At 65.3% G+C, this 24290-nt stretch carries 23 protein-coding genes; 17 read left to right on the top strand and 6 right to left on the bottom strand.

All coding sequences use genetic code 11. The features are described from left to right. The first annotated feature begins 49 nt into the window (after window positions 1-49). The 4 genes from nadC to FB389_RS04985 all read left to right on the top strand — a co-directional run bounded on the left by nadC (window position 50) and on the right by FB389_RS04985 (window position 3218). On the top strand, window positions 50-970 hold the full coding sequence (gene nadC / locus FB389_RS05000; protein ID WP_142111647.1) for a carboxylating nicotinate-nucleotide diphosphorylase: 921 nt from the start codon (window positions 50-52) through the stop codon (window positions 968-970). Between the two features lie 163 nt (window positions 971-1133). Beyond that, on the top strand, window positions 1134-2594 hold the full coding sequence (gene lysS, locus FB389_RS04995; protein WP_142113557.1) for a lysine--tRNA ligase: 1461 nt from the start codon (window positions 1134-1136) through the stop codon (window positions 2592-2594). A gap of 25 nt (window positions 2595-2619) precedes the next feature. Further along, entirely contained in the window at window positions 2620-2805 is a 186-nt protein-coding gene (locus FB389_RS04990; RefSeq protein WP_142111646.1) for a hypothetical protein, read from the top strand. An 80-nt stretch (window positions 2806-2885) separates the two neighbouring features. After that, window positions 2886-3218 (top strand): histone-like nucleoid-structuring protein Lsr2, encoded by a 333-nt coding sequence (locus FB389_RS04985; RefSeq protein WP_142111645.1) that lies wholly within the window; start codon window positions 2886-2888, stop codon window positions 3216-3218. Between the two features lie 124 nt (window positions 3219-3342). Here the strand turns inward: FB389_RS04985 and FB389_RS04980 are convergent, their stop codons facing one another. Beyond that, on the bottom strand, window positions 3343-3642 hold the full coding sequence (locus FB389_RS04980; RefSeq protein WP_142111644.1) for a (2Fe-2S)-binding protein: 300 nt from the start codon (window positions 3640-3642) through the stop codon (window positions 3343-3345). 233 nt (window positions 3643-3875) lie between these two features. Between FB389_RS04980 and mshA the strand changes: the two genes are divergently transcribed. Continuing rightward, window positions 3876-5138 (top strand): D-inositol-3-phosphate glycosyltransferase, encoded by a 1263-nt coding sequence (gene mshA / locus FB389_RS04975; protein ID WP_142111643.1) that lies wholly within the window; start codon window positions 3876-3878, stop codon window positions 5136-5138. A gap of 175 nt (window positions 5139-5313) precedes the next feature. After that, a complete protein-coding gene (locus FB389_RS04970; RefSeq protein WP_142111642.1) occupies window positions 5314-6054 on the top strand; it encodes a phosphoglyceromutase in 741 nt (246 codons plus the stop codon). Window positions 6055-6141: 87 nt separating this feature from the next. Here the strand turns inward: FB389_RS04970 and phoU are convergent, their stop codons facing one another. Beyond that, the gene (phoU, locus tag FB389_RS04965; RefSeq protein ID WP_142111641.1) at window positions 6142-6792 is read right to left on the bottom strand and encodes a phosphate signaling complex protein PhoU; all 651 of its coding nucleotides are present in this window, start codon (window positions 6790-6792) and stop codon (window positions 6142-6144) included. A 165-nt stretch (window positions 6793-6957) separates the two neighbouring features. Between phoU and FB389_RS04960 the strand changes: the two genes are divergently transcribed. The 6 genes from FB389_RS04960 (at window position 6958) to pstB (ending at window position 13024) form a co-directional block, all read left to right on the top strand. Next, window positions 6958-8160, top strand: a complete 1203-nt coding sequence (locus FB389_RS04960; protein ID WP_246043525.1) for a sensor histidine kinase — start codon at window positions 6958-6960, stop codon at window positions 8158-8160. Continuing rightward, window positions 8138-8845, top strand: a complete 708-nt coding sequence (locus tag FB389_RS04955; protein ID WP_142111640.1) for a response regulator transcription factor — start codon at window positions 8138-8140, stop codon at window positions 8843-8845. The genes FB389_RS04960 and FB389_RS04955 overlap by 23 nt, the downstream gene beginning before the upstream one ends. A 136-nt stretch (window positions 8846-8981) precedes the next feature. Continuing rightward, on the top strand, window positions 8982-10133 hold the full coding sequence (gene pstS / locus FB389_RS04950; protein ID WP_142111639.1) for a phosphate ABC transporter substrate-binding protein PstS: 1152 nt from the start codon (window positions 8982-8984) through the stop codon (window positions 10131-10133). 87 nt (window positions 10134-10220) lie between these two features. Next, window positions 10221-11249: a phosphate ABC transporter permease subunit PstC gene (gene pstC, locus FB389_RS04945; RefSeq protein ID WP_142111638.1), complete on the top strand. Its 1029-nt coding sequence runs from the start codon at window positions 10221-10223 to the stop codon at window positions 11247-11249. Window position 11250: 1 nt separating this feature from the next. Next, window positions 11251-12162 (top strand): phosphate ABC transporter permease PstA, encoded by a 912-nt coding sequence (pstA, locus tag FB389_RS04940; protein WP_142111637.1) that lies wholly within the window; start codon window positions 11251-11253, stop codon window positions 12160-12162. 82 nt (window positions 12163-12244) lie between these two features. Further along, window positions 12245-13024, top strand: a complete 780-nt coding sequence (pstB, locus tag FB389_RS04935) for a phosphate ABC transporter ATP-binding protein PstB (protein WP_142111636.1) — start codon at window positions 12245-12247, stop codon at window positions 13022-13024. Window positions 13025-13094: 70 nt separating this feature from the next. On the opposite strand, the gene FB389_RS04930 is transcribed toward pstB, so the two are convergent. After that, a complete protein-coding gene (locus FB389_RS04930; protein ID WP_142111635.1) occupies window positions 13095-13577 on the bottom strand; it encodes a hypothetical protein in 483 nt (160 codons plus the stop codon). Window positions 13578-13701: 124 nt separating this feature from the next. Between FB389_RS04930 and FB389_RS04925 the strand changes: the two genes are divergently transcribed. Genes FB389_RS04925 through rlmB form a run of 4 tightly spaced genes read left to right on the top strand, consistent with a single transcriptional unit; the run spans window position 13702 to window position 17165 of the window. Then, on the top strand, window positions 13702-14184 hold the full coding sequence (locus tag FB389_RS04925; protein ID WP_142111634.1) for a CarD family transcriptional regulator: 483 nt from the start codon (window positions 13702-13704) through the stop codon (window positions 14182-14184). 32 nt (window positions 14185-14216) lie between these two features. After that, window positions 14217-14735, top strand: coding sequence for a 2-C-methyl-D-erythritol 2,4-cyclodiphosphate synthase (gene ispF / locus FB389_RS04920; RefSeq protein WP_142111633.1), 519 nt, complete (start codon window positions 14217-14219; stop codon window positions 14733-14735). A gap of 49 nt (window positions 14736-14784) precedes the next feature. Beyond that, window positions 14785-16224, top strand: coding sequence for a cysteine--tRNA ligase (gene cysS / locus FB389_RS04915; protein WP_142111632.1), 1440 nt, complete (start codon window positions 14785-14787; stop codon window positions 16222-16224). After that, a complete protein-coding gene (rlmB, locus tag FB389_RS04910; RefSeq protein WP_142111631.1) occupies window positions 16224-17165 on the top strand; it encodes a 23S rRNA (guanosine(2251)-2'-O)-methyltransferase RlmB in 942 nt (313 codons plus the stop codon). The genes cysS and rlmB overlap by 1 nt, the downstream gene beginning before the upstream one ends. 41 nt (window positions 17166-17206) lie before the next feature. Here rlmB and FB389_RS04905 read toward each other — a convergent pair whose 3' ends face one another. From FB389_RS04905 to FB389_RS04895, 3 genes are all read right to left on the bottom strand, one after another. Then, window positions 17207-18523: a DUF4032 domain-containing protein gene (locus tag FB389_RS04905; protein WP_142111630.1), complete on the bottom strand. Its 1317-nt coding sequence runs from the start codon at window positions 18521-18523 to the stop codon at window positions 17207-17209. 177 nt (window positions 18524-18700) lie between these two features. Continuing rightward, window positions 18701-19822, bottom strand: a complete 1122-nt coding sequence (locus FB389_RS04900) for an ABC transporter ATP-binding protein (RefSeq protein WP_142111629.1) — start codon at window positions 19820-19822, stop codon at window positions 18701-18703. 191 nt (window positions 19823-20013) lie between these two features. After that, window positions 20014-22284: a bifunctional alpha,alpha-trehalose-phosphate synthase (UDP-forming)/trehalose-phosphatase gene (locus tag FB389_RS04895; protein WP_142111628.1), complete on the bottom strand. Its 2271-nt coding sequence runs from the start codon at window positions 22282-22284 to the stop codon at window positions 20014-20016. A 197-nt stretch (window positions 22285-22481) separates the two neighbouring features. Between FB389_RS04895 and FB389_RS04890 the strand changes: the two genes are divergently transcribed. Beyond that, window positions 22482-24188 (top strand): serine/threonine-protein kinase, encoded by a 1707-nt coding sequence (locus tag FB389_RS04890; protein WP_142111627.1) that lies wholly within the window; start codon window positions 22482-22484, stop codon window positions 24186-24188. Window positions 24189-24290 lie beyond the last annotated feature (102 nt).

The raw sequence follows: 24290 nt of genomic DNA, 5'->3' as shown, positions 1-24290 counted from the left end.
CGCGCCCCAACCTCTAGAGCACACCTAACGTTTAGCAAAGGGAATGTTGATGATGGACGAGTGCCGCCCCTCCTGGTTGCAGGACCTCACCAGGAACGCGTTGGACGAGGACCTGGGCGTGGCGCCTGCCGCGACCGGAAACCTGCAGGGCGTTCCGCCCGCGGGGCGCGACGTGACAACCGCCGCAATCTTCGATTCCGCGCAGCGCGCCCAGGCGGTGCTCGTGGCCCGCGAACCCAGCGTTGTCGCAGGCCTGCAAGTAATCGAGTTCGCGCTCGCGGATGTGCAGGCGCGCTTCGGTCTGGCGCAGGTTGCGGTGGAGTTGCTGGCGGCGGACGGGGACCTCGTCGAGGCTGGAACCGAGCTGGTGCGGATGGAGGGTCCGGTACGCGTGCTGCTGACCGCGGAACGCACGATCTTGAACATTTTGTCGCGGGCCAGCGGGGTTGCGACGGCCACCCGGCGGTGGGTCGACGCGCTCGCGGGTACCGGCGCGCGGGTGCTCGATACCCGCAAGACCATGCCAACCATGCGCGAGCTGGACAAATATGCGGTCCGCGCCGGCGGCGGCACGAATAAGCGCATGGGACTCTACGACGTTGCCATGATCAAGGACAACCACATTGCGGCAGCGGGATCCATCGAGCGGGCCATCTCGCTTGTTCGCGCACACCAACCCGATGTCGATATCCAGGTCGAGGCGGACACCGTCGAGCAGGCACTCGCGGCGATCGACGCGGGTGCGCGGTTCTTGCTCCTGGACAACATGCCGGTGGCCACGATGCGCCAGGCCGTCGCTGCGATCCGCTCCGAAGAGCAAACGACTGGGCGGGTCGAGTTGGAGGCCACCGGCGGGCTCACCCTGGCCAACGCCCGCGAGGTCGCGCTAACGGGAGTCGATTATCTGTCCGTGGGTGCGCTGACGCATTCGAGCCCGATCGTCGATATCGGCCTCGATTTTGTAGCGTGAGCCCGCGCTCCAAGAATCCGGCCTGCGTGGGGTGCCCCGGCCGCGATATACCCCACCCGAATCCAAGACCCCCACGTGCGAAAGATAGAATCACATCGTGACTTCCAAGCCGAACGCTGAAAAGAACCCTGCGCCCAACGAAAGCGAGGACGTGCCCGAGCAGATGCGGGTGCGCCGCGACAAGCGAGATCGCCTGCTGGCCGATGGCAAGCAGGCGTACCCGGTCGCGGTGCCGCGCACGCACACCATCGAGCAGATCCGCGCGCAGTATGGCCACCTGGAAACCGGCGAAGAGACCGCGGACGAGGCCGGGGTCGCGGGGCGCGTCGTGTTCCTGCGAAACGCCGGCAAGCTGTGCTTTGTCACCCTGCAAGACGGGGCCGGCAACCGCCTGCAAGCGATGCTTTCGCAGGCGATCGTCGGTAAGGATTCGCTGGACGAATTCAAGGCGATGGTGGACCTGGGCGACCACCTGTTTGTGCACGGCCGCGTGATCAGTTCCCGGCGCGGGGAACTGTCGATCATGACGGATTCTTGGCAGATTGCGGCGAAGTCGCTGCGCCCCCTGCCCGTTCTTCACAAGGACCTGAGCGAGGAATCGCGCGTTCGGCAACGCTATGTCGACCTGATCGCGCGTGAGGGTGCGCGGAAGATGGCGCGCCTGCGCCCCGCCGTCGTGCAATCGCTGCGCGACAACTTTAGGCGGCGTGGATTCCTGGAGATCGAAACGCCGATGCTGCAAACAATTCACGGCGGGGCTGCCGCGCGGCCCTTCGTCACGCACATGAACGCGTTCGATATCGACCTGTACTTGCGCATCGCCCCGGAGCTCTTCCTCAAGCGGGCCGTCGTGGGCGGCATTGACAACGTCTTCGAAATAAACCGGAATTTCCGCAACGAGGGTGCCGATTCGACGCACTCACCCGAGTTTGCAATGCTCGAAGCGTACGAGACCTATGGCGACTACAACTCCATGGCGACCCTGACACAGGACCTGGTTCAGCAGGCCGCAAAAGACGCGCTGGGGACGACCGAAGTAGCGCTTCCAGACGGGACGACCTACGAGCTGGGCGGCGAATGGGACCACATAACAATGTATGGTTCTCTTTCGCAAGCGTTGGGTGAAGAAATCACCCCAGAAACATCCGTTTCTCACCTCCTAAAGCTCGCCGATTCCTTCGAGATCAAGATTGATCCCGCGAAGGTTTCGCACGGAAAACTGGTCGAGGAATTGTGGGAGAATCGGGTCGGTGACGGGTTGTTCGCGCCGACATTTGTGCGCGACTTCCCCGTGGAAACGTCGCCGCTCACCCGCGATCACCGATCTGTTCCAGGATTGGTCGAAAAGTGGGACCTGTACGTGCGCGGATTCGAACTCGCTACCGCCTATTCGGAATTGGTCGATCCGGTCATTCAGCGGCAACGTTTCGAGGCACAGGCGCGCGCCGCTGCCGCGGGTGACGACGAGGCCATGGCGCTGGATGAAGACTTCCTGACGGCGATGGAATACGGAATGCCTCCGAGCGGGGGCATGGGAATGGGCCTTGACCGCCTCCTGATGGCGCTGACGGGCCTTGGCATCCGCGAAACCGTATTGTTCCCGCTGGTCAAACCGGCCAACTAGGTACCACGAAAGCAGGGCTGAACCCATGGGCACAGCGATGGCAATCTTTAGCACCGTTGCGCCATCTATCGGCGTTGGGGCTATTTTCTTCTTTGTCATTCGTGCCGTCATGCGCGCCGATCGGCGTGAGCGTGAATACCTGCGCGAGTTGGATCGCCTAGAAGAAGAAAAGGCGAATTCGGAAAGTCGCGATTCACATCCGGAAAGTTGAATGTCGCATTAGGGGCTTTGCGCGAATGGCAATTCTGATAATATCGAGCCGATAACTGTTTTCAGGGGAAGGTATATATCATGGCGCAGCGCGTGCAGGTTGTTCTCGAAGACGACATCGACGGCGGCCCGGCCACCGGTTCCGTTTCATTTGCGCTAGATGGCACCGCCTACGAGATCGACTTGAATGATGAAAACGCCGCGCGACTGCGCGACAGTATCGCTGTGTGGATTCGCCACGCGCGCCGGGTGGGCCGGGTCAACAAGGGGCAGGCGGTCAAGCGTGCCGGACGGGTCGAGGGCCGCAACAACACCTCCGACATGCGCACCTGGCTCATCGACAACGGCTACCAGGTGTCGGCGCGCGGGCGCATTTCGGCGGAGATGCAGCAGGCCTACCTCGACGCCCACTGAGCGCGGGGTTGCGCGATCGCGGATCGTGCTCGTTGGTGCGCTTGCCGGGGCGGTGCGGCGGCCGTATGGCGCCCGTTTTTCGCGTCCGGCGGGGTCAGGTGGCGGCGGGCCTGCGCGGACGGGCTCAGCGCCCCGCGCGGTGCAGCTCGCATTCGACTATTGCGGTCACTGTTGCCAAGCACTTGCCGCAGCCGCCGGTTGCGCGCGTGCATCGCTGGACGGATTCCAGGTCGGTCGCGGTTCCGTCCGCAAGGACTTGACGGATTTCACCAGCGGAAACGTTATTGCACCAGCACACGATTGTGTCGTCGGCGATCTGCGCGGCTTCCTGTTCCGAAACCGCAGGGGTTTGGTCCTTGTCGCTCAACAGATCGCTCAGTGCGCTCAACGAGAATGTGTGGCCGGCTGATGAAGAATCGGGCATGCTTCAATGGTGCGCCTCCTTTGTCCTAAATGTCGTGGGCCATTTGTCCCCCGCGTGCCCGGGGCGGGAACTCGCCCGCATTGCGCCGTGCCTCTTGCGGCGGGCGCGCCGCGGTAGGGCCAACCACGCGAACCCGGCCGGTGCGCGCAAGCGCGGGGGATGGCCCGGATCGCACGGGGGCGGACCACTTCCGCGCACGAGACTTCTAGCTTGAAGGGGAACAATCGATTTCGATGCGAATCGCGATGATCAGCGCGCACACGTCGCCGAGCGCGCAGCCGGGCACCGGCGACGCCGGTGGCATGAATGTTTACGTGCGCGAGCTTGCTCTGGCATTGGGGCGCCGCGGCGTCGACATCGACATCTTCACGCGTCGCACCAGCGCGAAGCTGCACGCGACCGAACTCGTCGGCGACAGGGTGCGCCTCCACAACATCGATGCAGGTCCCTACGAGGGCTTAGATAAGCGCGATTTGCCCGGACAGATGTGTGCGTTCACGGCCGGGGTCCTGCGGTACGAGGCGGGGCTGCCCGCCAACCGGTTCGATGCGGTTCACTCGCACTACTGGCTCTCTGGAATGGCCGGATGGTTGACGGCAGACAGGTGGTCCGTGCCGTTGATACACACCATGCACACACTTGCCCTCGCGAAGAACGCGAATTTGGCGCCGAAGGCGAGCAAGGAGCCGGTCGGCCGGATCGTCGGCGAGGAGCAGGTCGTTGCCGAAGCCGATCGGCTGATTGCGTCGACGCCAATCGAGGCGCAGGACTTGATCTCGATGTATGGCGCCGAACCGGGTCGCGTCAGCGTCATCCCGCCGGGCGTGGACGTGCGAACATTCAGCCCCACGGCATTGGCGCCGCGCACGCGACCGCGGGAGGAATGGCGTGTGGCGCCCGGGCGGCCGGTCGTCCTGTTCGCGGGTCGCATTCAGCCGCTCAAGGGCGCCGACGTGGTCGTGAGGGCGCTCGCGCAGTGGCGCGACTGGATCGCCGCGGGCCTGGAATCGCAGCCCCTGCCGGCCCTCGTCATCGTCGGGGACTCGAGCGGTCACAACGAGCGCACAAAGCTAAAGAAGCTGGTGGAGAAGCTGGGATTGGGAGCCGAGGTGATCTGGCACGATCCCGTCGCGCAGCGCACGCTCGCCGCCTTCTATCGCGCGGCCGACTTGGTCGTCGTGCCCTCGTACTACGAAACGTTTGGACTGGTGGCGCTGGAAGCGCAGGCCTGCGCCACCCCGGTGCTCACCTCGGGTGCGGGGGGGCTTAGTTCGGTGGTGGTCGATGGCCGCACGGGCAAGGTCGTCGGTAGCCACGACCCGGGCTGCTGGGCCTTGGCGATGCGGAACCTGCTAGCGGACAGGGAACAACTGGCGGCTTTGGGGTCCGCGGCGCGCCGCCATGCGGAGACCTACACCTGGGAATCCATGGCGGAACGCACCCTTGCCCTGTACAACGGTGCGCGCAGCGCTCGTTCCCAAGCCCGCGTTGGATAATCGCTTGCGCCCGCGTTTCGTCGATCGAGCGGCGCGGCAGGCGGGCGGCGGGAGCTCGCCTTTCGGCAGTCGCATGCGCGGCGGAGCCGTAGGTTCGCCACCTGGGCGTGCATTCGCCGGAAGTTAGGCCTGTCGGCCCATCACGAATAGCGCGAGATGCGGCATGATGGATCCCATGACATACACGCTTGTGCTGCTCCGCCACGGCGAGAGCGAATGGAACGCAAAGAACCTGTTTACCGGCTGGGTTGACGTAGCGCTGTCCGACAAGGGCCGCGAGGAAGCGAAGCACGGCGGCGAATTGCTGAAGGATGCGGGTATTTTGCCCGACGTCGTTCACACCTCGCTGCTGCGCCGCGCGATGAACACCGCCAACCTGGCGTTGGATGCCGCGGACCGCCTGTGGATCCCCGTCAAGCGCAACTGGCGCCTGAACGAGCGTCACTACGGTGCGTTGCAGGGTAAGAACAAGGCCGAAACGCTGGAGAAGTACGGCGAGGAGCAATTCAAGCTCTGGCGTCGCTCGTACGATGTCCCGCCGCCCGAAATCGAGCTCGGCTCCGAATTCTCGCAGGACACCGACCCACGGTACGCGGACGCTCCCGTGGTGCGGACCGAATGCCTCAAGGATGTCCTTGAGCGCGCGCTGCCCTACGTCAAAGAAGAAGTATTCGGGGACCTGAAGGCGGGAAAGACCGTCCTGGTGGCCGCGCACGGCAACTCGCTGCGGGCGATCGTGAAGTTCCTTGACGGAATCTCGGACGACGACATCGCCGGTCTGAACATTCCGACCGGCATCCCGCTGGTTTACGAACTGGATGAGGACTTCAAGCCGGTCAACCCTGGCGGCAAGTACCTCGACCCGGCCGCGGCCGCGGAGGCAATCAAGGCCGTCGCCAACCAGGGCAAGAAGTAAGAACTCGGCCCGCATAGAGCAACAAAAAACAGGGGTGTGGGTGGCGAACTTTCCGGTTCGCCACCCACACCCCTGTTCTTGCCTACCCTAGACGTGCGCTATATCCGTGCCGGTCACCAGGTAAATCACTCGGCGGGCGATCGAGACGCCGTGGTCCCCGAAGCGCTCGTAGTACCGCCCCACCAAAGTGATGTCTATGGTTTCTTGCGTGGTGCCCGCCCAGTTCGGGTTGAGCAGGGCAGAAAAAGTGTCGTGGTGCAGGTCATCGATGATGTCGTCGTCGCGTTCGATCGCATTGGCTTCGAGCAAGTCCCGCGTCTCCAGCAGGCGCGTGAGGCGCTCGGCAAGCGACACCGAGGACTGGTGCAGCGCCTTGAAGACGGGAAGCACCGGTTCGGGGATCGCGCATTGGGGATACGAACGGCGAGCGACCTGCGCGATGTGTTGGGCCAGGTCGCCCATCCGCTCGAGGGTTGCGCTCATGCGCAGCGTCGAGACGACCACGCGCAGGTCCGTGGCGACGGGCGCCTGCTGGGCCAGCAGAAGCACGGCGCGATCATCGGTGTCGCGCGCCAGCGCGTCGATCGCGTCGTCCTCCGAAATCGTTTGCTGCGCGAGCGCCACGTCGGCGGTCAAGAGCGCCGTGCCGGCCGCCGAAATTGCGGTATTGACCCGTTCGGAAAGCTGGACCAAGTTGTCGCCCAACTGGGTGAGCTCGGCTTCGAAAATGTCGCGCATAGTGGCTGCGGTCTCCTTGCACAGATTATTGGTTAGTCCGATTGTCGGCCAACCAGGTGTGCGCGGGGGGACGCCCAGGTGAACTCCTGGTGGACGGATCGTGAATTCGTTGCACGCCGATGGATACCGTGCGCCATCGGTGCGATCCGCCACTAGGCTGAGCTGGTGGACACCACTATCGCAAACGGGTCGGCCTGGCCATTGCTGCTCGCGGGCCTGCTCGGACTATCGGTGGGCTTGGTCGCGGGCATAGCATTCCGGCAGTCGGAGAAGGCGCAGCAGCGCGTGCAGCCGCCGGTTGAACCGGAACTCGACGACCAGATCGTGCGGGTGCTGTCGGTCTTGCGCTCCGCGGTGATCGCGCTGGGGCCCGGCGACGTCGTCCTGCGGGCGAGCCCCGCGGCATACGCCATGGGGATGGTGCGCGGTGAGTACCTGGTTCATGCGGAGTTGAGGGAACTCGTCGATCAAGTCCGCAGGACGGGCGACATCATCGATCAGGAAATCGAGTTTCCCCGCACCGGGACCGAAAAGCAGACCGTCGAGGTGCGAATCGCGCACCTGACCAACGACATCGTCGTGATCTTCGCCGAGGACCACACGCGCGCCAGGCGTATGGAACAGATTCGGCAGGACTTCGCCGTGAACGTCTCGCACGAACTGAAGACCCCGGTCGGGGCGATTAGCCTGCTCGCGGAAACCCTCGAGGCGGCGGCGGACGACCCGGTCGCCGTGCGGCGGTTCGCCGCGAAGACCCAGCAGGAGGCGACGCGGCTCGCGGCGCTAGTGCACGACATCATCGAGCTTTCACGGCTGCAGGGCGCCGCCGCGCTCATGGATCTGCGGGAGGTCAGCGTCGATGAGGTTGTCAGCGAGGCGGCAGACGCGGTGCGGGTCGTCGCCAGCGGGCGCGACCAGGCCATCATCCTGCCCGAACCGAGCGAGCACCGCGTCTACGGCGACCACGACCTGCTGGTGACCGCCGTGCGGAACCTGCTCGCGAACGCCAGCGCGTACTCCCCTCCCGGCAGCACCATTCACATCGGCGTGACTGCGGAGGCCGGAATGGTCGGCATTCAGGTCGTTGACCACGGCATCGGGCTCAGTGCCGCGGATCGAGAACGCATCTTCGAACGCTTCTACCGGGCCGATCCGGCCCGGGCCAGGGACACCGGCGGGACCGGCCTGGGATTGGCCATTGTCAAACACGTCGCGCAGGACCACGGTGGGCGCGTCGATGTGTGGTCGGTGCCGGGCCAAGGCTCCACCTTCACGCTTTTCATTCCGGAGCCACACCCCGGGCCTTCCCCCTCCCAGCTACATTCCCAGATAGGAGACGCACTTCATGACCAGCGTGCTAATAGTTGAGGACGAGGATTCCTACCGCGAATCCCTGTCCTACCAATTGGAACGCGAAGGGTTCGCGGTCACCGCTGTGGCCGACGGAAAGAGCGCACTGCACGCTTTCGAGGCCGCGGGAGCAGACATCGTGCTGCTCGATTTGATGCTGCCGGGACTGTCCGGCACCGAGGTGTGCCGCGAGATCCGCAAGAAGTCCGACGTCCCGGTGATCATGCTCACCGCCAAGGATGCGGAAGTCGACAAGATCGTGGGCCTGGAGATAGGCGCCGACGACTACGTCACGAAGCCTTATTCTTTCCGCGAACTACTGGCGCGCATGCGCGCCGTGCTGCGAAGGTCGACAAGCGACGACGGCGCCCCGACCGCGGAAGATCAGGACTCCGTACTGGAGATAGGACCCGTGAAAGTCAACATCGATAGGCACGAGGTGGAAGTGCGCGGTGCGGGTGTTGCATTCCCGTTGAAGGAATTCGAGTTGCTCGAGTACCTGATGCGAAACGCGGGGCGGGTGCTCACGCGGGGGCAACTCATTGATCGGATCTGGGGGTCGGATTACGTTGGCGACACCAAGACGCTGGACGTTCACGTCAAGCGAATCCGCGCCAAGATCGAGCAGGATCCATCCGCACCAACGCTGGTCCTGACCGTGCGCGGTCTGGGTTACCGGTTCGCCGATATCAGCGAAGCGTAGGGGCGTCCCGCAACGTATTTTGATCGTTCACCCTTTGTTCACCTGTAGCCAAGCCGCTGGCTACCCGCGGTGCGTAGCGTGCAACTTGTCGTTGGCGAACCGCTGATGGCATGTGACGCCCACATTGCTAAAAAGGATGGACACTATCGTGAACCTGAACCGTCGTTCTCGCTGGGGTGGAGTAGCCGTTGTCGGTGCCCTCGCCCTGACGCTCGGAGCATGCTCCAGCTCGTCGGAATCATCGTCTTCGGCATCGAACGCCACCGGTGGCCAGAGCTCCGCAGCGGCCGGTTCGCTGTCGGGCCAGCTGGCAGGCTCCGGCGCTTCGTCGCAGGAAAAGGCCATGGAGGGGTGGGTCGCTGGATTCAACGACCAGGAGCCTGGCGTGACGGTCACCTACGACCCGCAGGGATCGGGCGCGGGGCGCGAGCAGTTCCTCTCGGGTGCGGTGCAGTTTGCGGGCTCGGATGCCGCGCTGTCCGATGAGGAGATCGCGTCGGCCAAGGAGCGTTGCTTCGGCGGCGAGGCCCTGGAACTTCCCGTGTACGTGAGCCCGATCGCGGTCATCTACAACCTGCCCGGGCTGGGCGCCGAGCACCTGAACCTCGACGCGGCGACCCTCGCGAAGATTTTCGCGGGCGAGATCACCACCTGGGATGACAAGGCAATTGCCGAGCAAAACCCCGATGTGAAGCTTCCCTCGACCGCCATCATCCCGGTCCACCGTTCGGACGAATCGGGCACGACCGAGAACTTCACGGACTACCTCGAAAAGGCCTCGGACGGCGCCTGGACGCATGAGGCCAGCGGGACGTGGCCGATCGATGGCGGCCAGTCCGGTGCCAAAACTCAGGGCATGGTCGACACCGTCTCGGGTGCCGAGGGCGCGATCGGCTACGCTGACGCCTCCCGCGCCGGCGACCTGGGTACCGTAGCGATCAAGGTCGGGGACGACTACGTTCCCTACTCGGCCGAGGCCGCTGCCAAGGTCGTTGACGCTTCCCCGCGCGCGGCCAACGCCACGTCAAACCGCCTGGTCGTTGAGCTCGACCGCAAGACAACCGAGGCCGGCGCCTACCCGCTGGTTCTCGTCTCGTACGAGATCGCTTGCTCGGTCTACGACAAGCAGGCCGATGTCGACAACGTCAAGGCCTTCCTGACCTACGTCGCCAGCTCCGAGGGGCAGGCGCGGGCCGCTGACGCCGCGGTCGCCGGATCGGCACCGATTTCGTCGGCGCTGAGCGCCGAAGTACAGAGCGCCATCGACTCCATCAAGTTGGCCGGCTAGTAGCAGCGCCGATCATTCGACAGCCCGGTGCGGGATTGGGAGCGTGAATCCGCTGCCGATCCCGCGCCGGGCTCGAGTGCGAACACTATGAATCTGACGGCACAAACCAAGGAGCGTCGCGTGCTCACCGAACGGCCCGCAACAACCACGGTCGAGGTGAAGGCAGAGCCTGCCACCTCAGACATCAAAGCCATAGGACGGCCCCAGTGGGGGAGCGTCTTGTTTTCCGGCCTGTCGCGGGCTGCCGGCATCTTCATCCTCGTGGTCCTGGCCGCCGTAGCGGTGTTCTTGATCATCGAGGCGTGGCCGGCGCTGACGGCAAAGACCAGCGATCTCGAAAAGATCTCGTGGTTCAAGAGCACGTCGCTTGCGGGCTACATCGGGCCGCTGGTGTTCGGGACGTTGCTATCTTCCGTTCTGGCGCTAGTTTTCGCGGTGCCGCTCTCTCTCGGGATTGCCCTGTTCATTTCGCACTATGCGCCGCGGCGCGTAGCGCAAACGCTCGCCTACGTGATCGACCTGCTGGCCGCGATCCCGTCGGTTGTGTTCGGGCTGTGGGGCGCCCTGTGGCTGCTGCCGGTGCTGAACCCGGTGTTCACGTGGCTTTCGAAGACCCTTGGCTTCATACCCCTATTCGCGGATTATCAGGCGCCCGCCAAGAATGTGCTCTCGGCGTCGCTGGTGCTCGCCGTGATGATCCTTCCGATCATCACCGCGGTCGCGCGCGAAGTCTTCTTGCAAACCCCAAAGCTGCACGAGGAGGCGGCGTTGGCGCTGGGCGCCACCAAGTGGGAACTCATCAAGATGGCGGTGCTGCCCTTCGGCCGCTCCGGTGTGATCTCCGCTGCGATGCTGGGCCTTGGCCGGGCTCTCGGTGAAACGATGGCCGTGCTGATGGTCATTTCCCCGGGATTCCTGTACTCGTTCTATCTCCTCAAGCCGGGCCAGCACCAAACGATCGCCGCGAACATCGCCGCGCAATTCCCCGAGGCCTCGGGCCTGTCGGTGTCTGTGCTGATCGCGACCGGGTTGGCGCTGTTCGTATTCACCTTCCTGGTCAACATGGGCGCACGGGCCATCATTGCCCGGCGCAAGGACTTTTCGGGGGCAAACTGACATGAGCGCACTTACTGAGAACCAGGCGCTGCCTGCCGCGCTGGCGTTTCCGCCCATTTCACGCTCGCGCCGGTTCGCGAACGGGCTATCTAGGGCGCTGATCTACATCGCCTTCGCAATCGCGTTGGTGCCGCTGGTTTCACTGCTGTGGATCGTGGTTGAGCGCGGGGCGAAGCTGTTCGGCTGGTCGTTCCTGACAACCGACATGGTTGGCGTGTTCGGGTCAATGACCTCTGGCGGTGCCGCGCACGCAATCGTTGGGACCTTGCTGATCACCCTCGTCGCTGCGGTCATCGCCGTGCCCATCGGCCTGCTGACGGCCATCTATTTGGTCGAATACGGCAACGGTGGGCGGCTGTCGCGCGCCATCACGTTCTTCGTTGACGTCATGACCGGAATCCCGTCGATCGTCGCGGGGCTGTTTGCGTTCGCGGTCTTCACCCTGGTGGCGGGGCCCGCGTATCGCGCGGGCGTCATGGGCGCGGTGGCGCTGGCGCTATTGATGACTCCGGTCGTGATCCGCAGCGTCGAGGAAATGCTGCGAATCGTCCCGAACGAACTGCGCGAGGCGGCGTACGCGCTCGGCGTGCCGAAGTGGCTCACGATCGTCAAGGTCGTGCTGCGCACGTCGATTGCGGGAATCGTCACCGGCGTGATGCTCGCAATCGCGCGGGTCATCGGTGAAACCGCTCCCTTGCTCATTGCGGTGGGGATGATGACGCGCGTGAATTACGACGTGTTTTCCGGCCGCATGGCGACCCTGCCGGTGTTTGCATACACCGAGTATTCCAAGGGCGGAGTCGGCATCGATCGCGCGTGGGCGGCCGCATTGACGCTGATCATCATCGTGATGGCGCTCAACCTGCTGGCCCGTTTTATCGCCAAGAAGTTCTCGCCGAAGATCGCCAAGTAATTTACAGGAATTTTGATGGACGAGTCCCGCCTCCCCGCACCCAAGTGTGCGTTATCGGGACCGTCGGATAGGAAACGAAGAGATGTCGAAGAGAATTGATGTCAAGGACCTGAACGTGTATTACGGCGATTTTCTTGCCGTCGAGGGCGTCACGATGTCTATCGAGCCGCGCCAGGTCACGGCGCTGATCGGGCCGTCGGGGTGCGGCAAGTCGACGTTCTTGCGCACCCTCAACCGGATGCATGAGGTCATTCCGGGGGCGCGGGTGACCGGCGAGGCGCTGATCGACGGAACCGACCTGTACGGCCCGGGGATCGACCCGGTCGCGGTGCGCCGGCACATCGGGATGGTCTTTCAGCGACCCAATCCGTTCCCGACCATGTCGATCGCGGAAAACGTGCTTGCGGGCATCAAGCTCAACAACAAGCGGATTTCGAAGTCCGACGCCGACCAGATCGTGGAGCATTCCCTGCGCGGCGCGAACCTGTGGAACGAGGTCAAGGACCGCCTCGATCGACCCGGCGCCTCCCTGTCGGGCGGTCAGCAGCAGCGCCTGTGCATCGCCCGCGCGATCGCGGTGCAGCCGGACGTGTTGCTGATGGACGAACCGTGCTCGGCGCTGGACCCGATTTCAACGCTCGCGATCGAGGATCTGATCACGGAGCTCAAGGAGCGCTTCACGATCGTGATCGTGACGCACAACATGCAGCAGGCCGCCCGCGTGAGTGACAGGACGGCCTTCTTCAATATCGCGGGGACCGGTAAGCCCGGCAAGCTGATCGAAATCGACAACACCTCGACGATCTTCTCGACGCCGTCGGTCGCCGCGACCGAAGACTACATCTCGGGCCGCTTCGGCTAAAGAGGGTGTCGTCGCGGTTGGGCCGGCCCCTTGGCCGCCTGCGGGCCGCCCCCGCGACGTCCGCCGCGGGCTACTCGCCGCTGGGAACCAGATCGTTGTAGTGGTCCACGCCCTGCTCCTCGCGGTGCCCAAGCACCGGGATCCGCACCTGCGTGCTCTGGTCGCCCGCCTTGATCGTGGCGGTCAAGAACGTGCCGGGCTTGGCCCCGCTCAGGTCCTGAAGGGAAAGCGGCGTGTCCTGGTTGTAATCAACGAGCCCGCGGGCGGCAACGGTCTTGTCGGCGACTATGGTGCCGGTCGGAATCTCCAGAGTCACGTTGACCGACTCGCTCCCTGAGTTGGTGAACGCGCCCACAAAGTTCGCGCGCGTGCCCTCGTCGTTGGCGACGGCAAGCAGATTGATTCCGGTCACCGTGCTCACGCTCGCGCGCACCCCGTCGGACGGCGCGTAGTTCATGTCGGTTGTCACGGGGCTGCAAGCAGACACAGCGACGAGGCCCGCGATCGTGGTTGCGATGATCGCCGCGCGGCGACGGGTTCCGGAGGTACGCACTTACAACTCCCTGGCGAACGGTTCTGAAAGACGGTTGTGAACGGGCATTTCGGCCCAAACGACCATCTTAGTGTGAAATTCCCCTCGTGATAGAATAGAGATCCGCGAAAGGGGACATCTGCACATGACGTTCACAGTTGGCGAGACCGTTGTTTACCCACATCACGGTGCCGCAACGATCGAAGAGATCAAGACGCGTACTATCCGTGGGCAGGACAAGGTCTACCTCAAGCTCCGTGTCACCCAGGGTGATCTGACCATCGAGGTTCCCGCTGACAACATCGACCTGGTCGGTGTGCGCGACGTCGTCGGCCAAGAAGGCCTCGACCGCGTCTTTGAGGTGTTACGGGCGCAAGAATGCGAAGAACCCGCCAACTGGTCGCGGCGTTTCAAGGCGAACGTCGAGAAAATTGCGTCGGGTGACGTCATCAAGGTTGCGGAAGTGGTTCGTGACCTCTCGCGTCGCAGCACCGACCGGGGGCTTTCGACCGGCGAGAAGCGGATGCTTGCGCGCGCCCGCCAGATCCTGGTCTCCGAGCTCGCGTTGGCGGAGCGCACGGATGAGGGCGTCGCGGAGGAACTGCTTAACAAGGTGCTGGCTTCCTGACGCTTCGGGATATGCCGGTAGGCCCCTGACACATGAGCCCGCATTTCGCCATTCCGCGCGTGGGCACCGGTGTCGATGTCCACGCATTCACGGCGCCCGGCAGCGGCAGGCCGCTGTGGGTCGCGGGGCTGAAGTGGGCGGATGACGGCGGACTAGACGGGCACTCCGACGCCGACGTCGTGGCGCACGCATCCTGCGATGCGCTGCTTAGCGCCGCAGGAATCGGGGACCTGGGAACGATATTTGGCACCGGGGATCCGCGGTGGAGCGGTGCCTCCGGCGCGACGCTACTGCGGCATTGCGCGGAACTCGTCCGTGCCAATGGGTTTGAAATCGGCAACGTGAGCGTCCAGCTCATTGCCAATCGACCGAAGTTCGCCCCGCGGCGCCACGAGGCGCAAGCGCAACTCACGGCGGCGGCGGGTGCGGACGTCACCGTGATTGCCACCACGACTGACGGTTTGGGGCTAACGGGGCGGGCCGAGGGCGCGGCGGCGATAGCGACGGCGATCGTGTACCGCAGCGCGGACGCGCCGACACATTCAGGCTAGGCGACGCGGGCCCGGGCGCGCGAACCGCCAGGAAAGGTACCCTTGCAACGTGGCTCTACAACTTTTCGACACTGCAACCCGCACGGTCCGTCCGTTCGTCCCACGCGTGGCGGGACAGGTCGGAATCTACGTTTGTGGCGCGACGGTGCAGTCGCCGCCGCACATCGGCCATATGCGCTCCGCCGTTGCGTTCGACATCTTGGTGCGCTGGTTGCGCCGCGCGGGTAACAAGGTCACCATGGTTCGCAACGTCACGGATATCGACGACAAGATCCTGGCGAAGGCCGCGCGGGCGGGCGAACCCTGGTGGGCGTGGGCGTACATCAACGAGCAGTACTTCACCGCGGCCTACGACGCGCTCGGCAACCTGCGTCCCACCTACGAGCCGCACGCGACGGGGCACGTCCCCGAGATGATCGAGCTGATGGAGCGGCTGATTGCCCGCGGCCACGCCTACACCACGACGCCCGGAAACGTGTACTTCGATACCGGTTCCTGGCCGCAGTACGGGTCGCTGACAAACCAGCGCGACGACGCGACGCTGGCGGGGGACGGCGAAGGCGCGGGCGACGACGGGTCCGCCAAACGCGACCCGCGCGACTTCGCGCTGTGGAAGGCGCCGAAGGATGGCGAACCGGCGACGGCCAGCTGGCACACGCCGTTCGGCGTGGGGCGGCCCGGGTGGCATTTGGAATGCTCCGCAATGGCCACGCGCTACCTGGGGCCCGAATTCGATATCCACGGCGGCGGGCTGGACCTGCGCTTTCCGCACCACGAGAACGAGATGGCGCAATCCAACGCTGCCGGTGACGGATTCGCGCGCTACTGGATGCACTCGGCGTGGGTCACCGTGGCCGGAGCGAAGATGGGCAAGTCGCTCGGTAACGGGCTGGCCGTCACGGAGATCCTGCGAGAGCACGAGGCGGCGGTGCTGCGGTTGGCGCTGGGTGGCGCGCAGTATTCCTCAATGATCGAATGGTCCGAACAGACGCTGCACGATGCGGCCGCTAACTGGGCGCGATTCAGCGGATTTGTGCAACGCGCCAGCGAACGAGTCGGGACGGTCAGCGAGGACGAGGTCGGCGCCAGCGCGTTGGACCTGCGCGCCGTGCGAGCTTTCGACGACAATCTCAATGTTCCTGCCGCGTTGGCCGTTGTCCACGACCTGGTGCGCGACGGTAATTCTGCGTTGGCTGATGCTGACGATTCCCGGGTGCGCGAGGCGCTGGTGCAGGTGCGCGCGATCTTGGATGTGCTGGGGCTGGACCCGGGGGCACCGCAGTGGGCCAGCGCGCGGGACAATCGGGCCATGGACGCGCTCGGGTATCTGGTCGAGGCGCAACTGGCCGTCAGGAAGCAGGCGCGCGCCGAGCGCGACTTCGCGACCGCCGACCGGGTCCGCGACGTGCTCACGGCGGCGGGAATTCATGTCGAGGACGGCCCCGCGGGGGCCAGGTGGACTTTGCTGGACAACGAGAAGGAACAATAATGGCGGGCAATTCGCAGCGGCGCGGGGCGGTCCGCAAGCACACCAAGACGCCGAAGGTGGGATCCGGCGGCAATAGCCGCCGGGCGCTGGAGGGCAAGGGGCCCACCCCGAAGGCGGAGGACAGGCCCTACCACAAGGCCTACAAGTCGAAGGAACAACCCGCTGCGGTGGCGCGGCGAGCCCGCCGGCAGCGGGAGATCGACGGCGAGATCGTTGCCGGACGCAACCCCGTGCTGGAGGCGCTGCGCGCCGGGGTGCAGGCGCGCACCCTGTACATCGCGAACCGGTTGGAAAGCGACGACCGGATCACCGAGGCCCTGCGACTGTGCGCGGAACGCGGGCTCGGCGTCGTCGAAACGTCCCGGCAGTACCTTGAGGATCTCACGGATGGCGCGGCCCACCAGGGCATCGCCCTCCTGGTCGCCCCCTACGAGTACTGCGATGTCGAGGACCTACTCGATGGCGCCGAGGCGAAGGCGCAGGCGCCTTTGCTGGTGGCACTCGATTCGGTGACGGACCCGCGCAATGTTGGCGCCGTTTTGCGGTCCGCCGGGGCATTCGGCGCGCACGGGGTGCTGGTTCCCGCGCGGCGCGCGGCGGGGGTCACGGTTGCGGCGTGGAAGGTTTCGGCGGGGGCCGCCGCGCGCGTGCCGGTCGCCCGGGTGACCAACCTGGTGCGCACCCTCAACGACCTGAAGAAGTCCGGCGTGTTTGTCATCGGGCTTGATGCCGGGGGCGACGTGCCGCTCGCGGCGCTTCCGTTCGCGGCGGACCCGCTGGTGGTCGTGGTCGGGGCGGAGGGCGAGGGCCTTTCGCGCCTGGTGCGCGAGACCTGCGACGCGATCGTCTCCATTCCCATCGCCGCGAGCGTGGAATCCCTGAACGCCGCCGTTGCGGCGGGGATCACCCTCTACGAGGTGGCGAAGCAGCGCACCGAATAGCGATTGTCGGGGCGGGTTAGGCGCGCGGCGCGGCGCCCGCCCTACAGGTCGGGGCCCAGCTGGGCTAGGTCGCCCTCGGCAAGGTCGTCGTCCACCACACCGCGGGCGATCGCCTCGTCGTCCATGGACGCCGCCTGCTCGGGGGTCAGCCCCAAGATCGCCTGCTCCGCCTCGCGGGTCGGCAACACCGAATGACCGTATGAGCGCGCCGCCTCGATTATCGGGACGTCGCGCGACTGCTGCTCGGAAAGGAACCAGCGGTGGTCAAGAACCTCGTGGAATAGCTGGGCGGGCTGAAGCTTGCCGCGTTGCGCCACGGGGACGGCCCGGATCGTGGGTTCGAAGACCTCGGTCAGCCACTGGTGCGCCAGCTTCGTCTCGGAGGAGCCCGGATTCTCGCCGAACGCGCAGTAGTGCTCCAGATCCGATAGCAGGCGGCGGGCCTGATGCTCCTGCACCTCCAGGCCGGTGAGCTGCGCCAGCCTGCGCGAGTGGTAACCGGCCTCGACGACCTTGGGGCGGATGCGCACGCGCCGGCCGCCGTCTTCGGTGGACATGGCGAGCTCGTCGACGTCGAATCCGAGCGAGTGGACTCGCTCGATCCGCTCGTTGACGCGCCAGCGTTCATCCTTTGAAAAGGACTCTTCGAGGGTCAGCGCGTCCCACAGCTCGTTGTAACGCTCAACGAGGGAATCGCCGATGGCGATCAGGTCGGTGCCCTCGTCCAGTACGCCGCCTGATTCCAGATCCATCAATTCGCCGATGATGTTGGTGCGCGCGAGGTCCACATCGTACGAGCGCTGCCCGATGGTGAGTTTGGGGTAGAGCGCGCCCGTCTCCGCGTCCACCAGGTACGCGGCAAATGTTTCGGCGTCGCGGCGAAAGAGCGTGTTGGACAGCGACACATCGCCCCAGTAGAAGCCGACAAGGTGGAGGCGCACCAGCAGCACCGCCAGCGCGTCGATCAGCCTGGTCGCGGTGTCCGCGCCCATGATGTGGCTGAACAGCGAGCGGTAGGGAAGGGAATACTGGAGGTGTTCGGTGATCAGCGCGGCCTCGAGCGCATTGCCGTCGGCATCCACCCGCCCGGTGATCACCGCGAGCGGGACGACGCTGGGAACGTCCATCCGATCGAGCTTGCGCAGCAGCTCGTATTCGCCGTGCGCGACGATGTCGGAGATTTCCTTGATCGCAATGACCCGCCCCGACATGCGCACAAACCGCACCACGTGCCGCGACAGACCCCGAGGCAGCGCGGCCAGCACACTCGCGGGCCATTGCGCCAATGCGACATCCCACGGCAGATCGAGTAGGTCGGGGTCGGCCGACGCTGATGTGATCTGGAGTTCCGTTGCCATATCGTGCCGATCTCCTTCCTGGTGGTGGCCGCTGCGCGGCGGATGTTCCGATCGCGGCCGCGCGGATGCGGGGGGTACCCGCGCGGGCCGTGAAACGCAGGCACGCCATGACCTGAGCGGTCACGGCGTGCCTGCGACCGAATTACTGAAAGCGACGTCGGCCAGCGTCCACCTGCGTCACGCGGAAGCGATGCGCTCCCCGGTGACGGACGAGAAGATGTGCTCTTGACCCGAGCGGATCTTCACGTAGATGACCGAACCCTTGGCGGGAACCGCACGCGGGTTCACTCGGACAATGACTTCCTGTCCCTGGGGAACCACGTGCTGGCCGGTTGTTTCCGAAGCAAGGGTACCGTATACGAATGCGTCCGAGCCCAGCTCTTCGACAAGGTTGACGTAGACCGGGATGGCACCGGCGTCCTCTTGCGGGACAATGTCGAGCGATTCGGGGCGGAACCCGATCGTGACCTTCTTGGTGCCGTCGTTGGCCAACTCTCCGAGCACGTAGCGGGGGAGCGGCACGCGGGCACCACCGATCAGGGCGACATCGTCGGCCACATCGAAAGTGCCGATGTTCATCGCGGGGGACCCGATGAACCCGGCGACGAACACATTGACCGGGGTGTCGTACATCTCGCGCGGGGTGCCGACCTGCTGCAGCAACCCGTCCTTGAGGACCGCGATGCGGTCGCCCATGGTCAGGGCCTCGGTCTGGTCGTGCGTGACGTAGACGGTTGTGACCCCGAGGCGGCGCTGGAGCGATGCGATCTGAGTGCGGGTTGATACGCGGAGCTTGGCGTCAAGGTTTGACAGCGGCTCGTCCATGAGGAAGACCTGCGGCTGGCGGACGATCGCGCGTCCCATCGCGACGCGCTGTCGCTGGCCTCCGGACAGTGCCTTGGGCTTGCGGCCGAGGTACTCGGTCAGGTCCAGGATCTTTGCTGCCTCTTCGACGCGCTTCCTGATTTCTTCCTTGTCGACACCCGCGATCTTCAGCGCGAAGCCCATGTTTTCGGCGACGGTCATGTGCGGGTAGAGCGCGTAGTTCTGAAACACCATCGCGATGTCGCGGTCTTTGGGCTGTACGTGGGTGACATCGCGGTCGCCGATCAAAATGCGACCCGAATTGACGTCCTCAAGGCCAGCGAGCATGCGCAGCGATGTTGATTTACCGCAGCCGGACGGGCCAACTAGGACCAGAAACTCGCCGTCTTCGATGTGGAGGTTGAGGTCGTTGACCGCGGGGCGGTCTGTTCCCGGGTAGATCCGGGTGGCGTGATCAAAAGTCACGGAAGCCATGATGCGTTCCCTTCACCGGCAGGTACGTGCCGGACGATCCGTTGTGAATGGATGGATATTGTGTTGTTATCGGTTGTTTTCCCGACATGCACAAGCCTAGCGCGGCCGCCCACGATTTGGAATAGATGGGACGAGTTCTCCGCTCGCATGTGGCGGATGTCACCTGCGGCGGCAGCTGCCCGCGGACCCGATCAGCTCTTGCGCGCCCGCGGTTTGCCCTTGGGCTTGGTCAGCGGTGCGAGCAGCCCGGCCAGCCTTTCGAGCACCAAGGCCGCCGCCGAGCTATCGGCGATCCGGTACCGGGCGATGGAATCCCCCGGACCGACCTTGATGGAGAGATCGTGGTCGCCCAGGACGGCGAAGGCGTGCTCGTCGGTCACGTCGTCGCCCATGTACAGGACGTGGGTCGATCCGAGTTCGGCGCGCAGCGCGTCCAGCCCGCGGCCCTTAGTCGACTCTATGACGGGGATCTCGACAACGTTCTTGCCTTCGAGGGGGCGCAGCCCCAGCCTGGTGGCGAGCTCGATGGCGGCGGCCGAGGCCTGCTCGGCACCGTCGTGGGTGGACATGCGCGTGTGCAGGACGGACGCCGCCGGCTTCTTTTCCACCCACACCCCGGAATGCCGGGCCGCGATCTCTTCCAGGCCCTCGGTGACGTGCCGCAGTTGTGATTGTTCGCCTTCGGAGAGCTGCAATTGGTCGCGGACCAGCCCCGCTTCGGTGATGCGCCCGCGCTCGGCGCCGTGCGACCCTATCAGCTCGGTCCCCACCGGGGCGTCGCTCAGCTGTGCCAGCGTTTCCAGGCTGCGCCCGGATACCAGCGCCAGCGACACCTGGGACTGCGGCAACGCCGCGAGGCGACGCAGCGCGCGCTGCGCGCGCGGGACTGTCCGCGACGTGGACGGGTCATCCACCAACGGCGCCAGCACGCCATCGAAATCCGATGCGATAAGGAGGGGGGAGCGCTCGTCCGAAAATTCTTCTAGAGCGGAACGCAGGTCGCTCCCCAGCGTCCCGGATGGCGGGGTATCGACGCGCTCGGGCTGGCTGGTGACAACGTCGCTGAGCGTCGCCAGGTAGGTGTTGGACCACTTCGCGACGTCGTCGGTGAGCACGCGGCGGCGCAGGCGGCGCATGCGACGGCGCTGCTCCGCGACCGGCATCTTGACGGCCTTGAGTATCTGCGCCTTGGTGCCCTCGATGTCGTGCGGGTTGATCAGTAGCGCGCCGTGCAGTTCTTCGGCCGCGCCCGTGAATTCGGAAAGGACCAGCACGCCGCGGTCGTCGGAGCGGGCCGCGACGTACTCCTTGGCGACCAGGTTCATCCCGTCGCGCAGCGAGGTGACCAGCATCACGTCGGCGGCCAGGTACAGGGCCGCCATCTCTTCCATGGGATAGGAATGGTGCAGGTAGTTGATGACCGCGTGCCCAATCCCGCCAAATTCGCCGTTGATGCGGCCAACTTGGATCTCCACGTCTTCGCGCAGCTGCTGGTAGGCGTCGACGTTTTCACGGCTCGGGCTCGCCACCTGGATGAGCGTGACCTTGGCGGGATCGATTTCTTCCATTTGCAGTACCTCGCCGAAGGCCTTGATGCGGTGCAAAATGCCCTTGGTGTAATCGAGGCGATCGACTCCGAGCAAGACACATTCGGGATTGCCAAGCTCTTCGCGGATGGCCTGCGCGCGGGCGCGCACCTCGGGTGTCTTGGCCAGCTTGTTGAAGCGCCCCGAATCTATGGAGATCGGGAACGCCGCGGCGCGGGCGCGGCGTACCAGGCGGTCTTCGGAATCGTCGATGTCGATCTGCTGGCCGGAGGTGGTGTGGTCCGTCAGTCGCCGCACGCAGCGCAGGAAGTTTGCCGCGTCGCCGTTGCGTTGGAAACCCACCAGGTCGGCGCCGAGCAGTCCCTCGATCACCTGCTTGCGCCAGGGCAGCTGCGAGTAGATTTCGAGCGGGGGGAACGGGATGTGGTGAAAATACCCGATCCGCAGGTCGGGGCGGGCGGCGCGCAGCAGCTGCGGCACCAGTTGCAATTGGTAGTCTTGAATCCACACGGTGGCGCCCTCCGCGGCGGCGTAGTCCGCCATAGATGCGAAGTGCTCGTTGACCTCTTTGTAGGTCTCCCACCACTCGCGGTGGAACGCGGGCGCCGCGATCACGTCGTGGTAAAGAGGCCACAGGGTGTCGTTCGAAAACCCCTCGTAGTATTCCTTGATTTCCTTGTCCGACAAGGAGACCGGGACCATCCAGATCCCGTCGTCGTCGAACGGGTCGATTGCTAGGTCCGCGGTGCCGGTCCAGCCGACCCAGGCGCCCTCGTTGGACTGCATGAGCGGTGCCAGCGCGGTCACAAGCCCGCCGGGCGCCCTTTTCCACGTCGCGCTGCCGTCCTCGCCGAGTCTGAGATCGACCGGGAGCCTGTTTGCTACAACGACCAGATCATGCTGAGGCTTTGCCATGCGTGGACCACTCCTTGATAGGCGTTTGGTCCACCATATCCAAAAAACGGCGATTGGGGCGTGTGGGAGAGCGCGGTAGCGGACGAATCGAGACGGATTCGGGGAGGATGCGTCGCGGCGGCGATCCACCAACCGGCGCGCACTCGGATTCGGCACGCCACCGTTCACGGTCGGCAAACAACCGATAATGTGTTGGCATGGAACGAGTCGGGTTGGCGCCCGGGACCATGATCGGCGGCTACCGCATCCTTGCGCCGCTGGGGTCGGGGGCGATGGGTGCGGTTTACCGTGCGCGCGATGCGGATGGCATGGAAGTTGCGATGAAGACGTTGCACCCGTCTGTCATCGCGGACGCCGAGGCGCGCCAGCGCCTCCAGCGAGAGATCAAGGTGCTCAGCCGGATCCGTCATCACGGCGTCGCGCGCGTGATCGATGCGGAGGCCGACGGCGACGAAATGTTTATCGTCACCGAGCTGATAGAGGGGCCCACCCTCGAGGAGGAAATCGACGCGGGCGGCAAGCTCGGGGCCGAGGACCTGTTCAACCTCGCCGATCAGCTCTATGAGGCCTTGACCGCGGTGCACGCCGCCGGCGTCATTCACCGCGACCTCAAGGCCTCTAACGTCTTGATTTCAGCGCACGGCCCGGTGCTCATCGATTTCGGGATCGCGCAGGCCGTCGGGGACGCGCGCGTTACCCGCACGGGCCTGGTGATGGGGACCCCCGCCTACCTGGCCCCCGAACTGGTCGAGGGCGCGGAGCCATCCATGGCGACGGACTGGTGGGGCTGGGCCGCGATGATTGCGTTCGCGGCGACGGGCAGGCCGCCGTTCGGGGTGCGGCCGATCGATGCCGTCCTGGCGCGGGCCCGCTCCGGGCAGGTCGACCTTGCGGGGCTGGGGCCGCGCACGGCGCGCGCCCTGCTCGGCGCGCTCAACCCCCATCCCGACGAGCGCACGCCCCCGGGCGTAGTGGTCGAACAGCTGCGGTTGGCCTGGTTGCAAGGTGATCCCGCGGTCTTGCCCGCTGATGCCGCCACGTCCGTGGTGGACGCGGGCGCCGCAACGGCGGTCATTTCCCCGACGAGTGCCCCGTCTCCCGTTGGCGCGGCCGCGGCCCCGCCAGGGGCCGGCCAAAGCGCCCCCGGTGTGATCGCGGGTGGCGACACCCGCGTGATGGCAGCGGCGTCCGCAGGACTCGCCGCCGTCGACCCGGGCGCCGCCGCGAGCGCGGGCGACGACGGCGGCGCCGAGGCGGACGCGGACCTGGTCGACGAACCCGCGGAGTTTTACGTGCGCCCCACCGTTGCCCACCGCACCTGGGCGACGCTGGCGCTCGGGGTCCCGCTGCTGGTGGCCGCCGCCAGCTGGCCGGGGCCCGTGCTCATCGTCTTTGGGATTGCCTGGCTCGTGTTCCGGCTGGTCGGGGTCGTGTTCGACTCGGTGCACTCGCGGCGCGAGGCGCGCGGCGGCATCTCGGGTTCGGATGGCGTTGTGCAGGGGCTGCTGGCGCCGTGGCTCGCCATCCGCGCGCTCGTGGGCGCGGTGCCCGCGGTCCTGGTCACGATCGCGGGCCTGCTCCCCACGGGCGGCCTTGCGTGGTGGATGCTTGACAACCACAAGGTGGTCGTGGGAGCGGGGCCCGACAGCGACCCGCAGGCCTATCAATGGGTTCTCCTGGGGTCGGCCGTCGTGGTCTTCGTCTTGATGTGGTTCGGGCCGCTGACCGGGCTGACGCGATTGGGTGCGCGAATCGTCGTCAACAAGGTGATCCCGCGCGGTTGGGGGACGGCCACGGCCTGGGTTGTCAGCGCGTTGGTAACCTTCATCCTGTGGCAGCTGATGGTGAGCAGCCATGTCCCGGTGTGGGCGCCATTTCCCGGTCCGCCGCACCTGGTGTGGTGAAGAACTCGTTCATAATCAAAGATTCCGGCAGGGGAGCTCACAGGCCCGGCAAATTTTCAGGCTATTTCGATAGCATCCGTCCGATCCCAACGATTGCTTGCG

The sequence above is a fragment of the Rarobacter incanus genome, from assembly GCF_006715765.1.
Classification (GTDB): domain Bacteria; phylum Actinomycetota; class Actinomycetes; order Actinomycetales; family Cellulomonadaceae; genus Rarobacter; species Rarobacter incanus.
The sequence above is the reverse complement of the archived record's forward strand: the minus strand, read 5'-3'. Positions and strand labels throughout refer to the sequence as shown.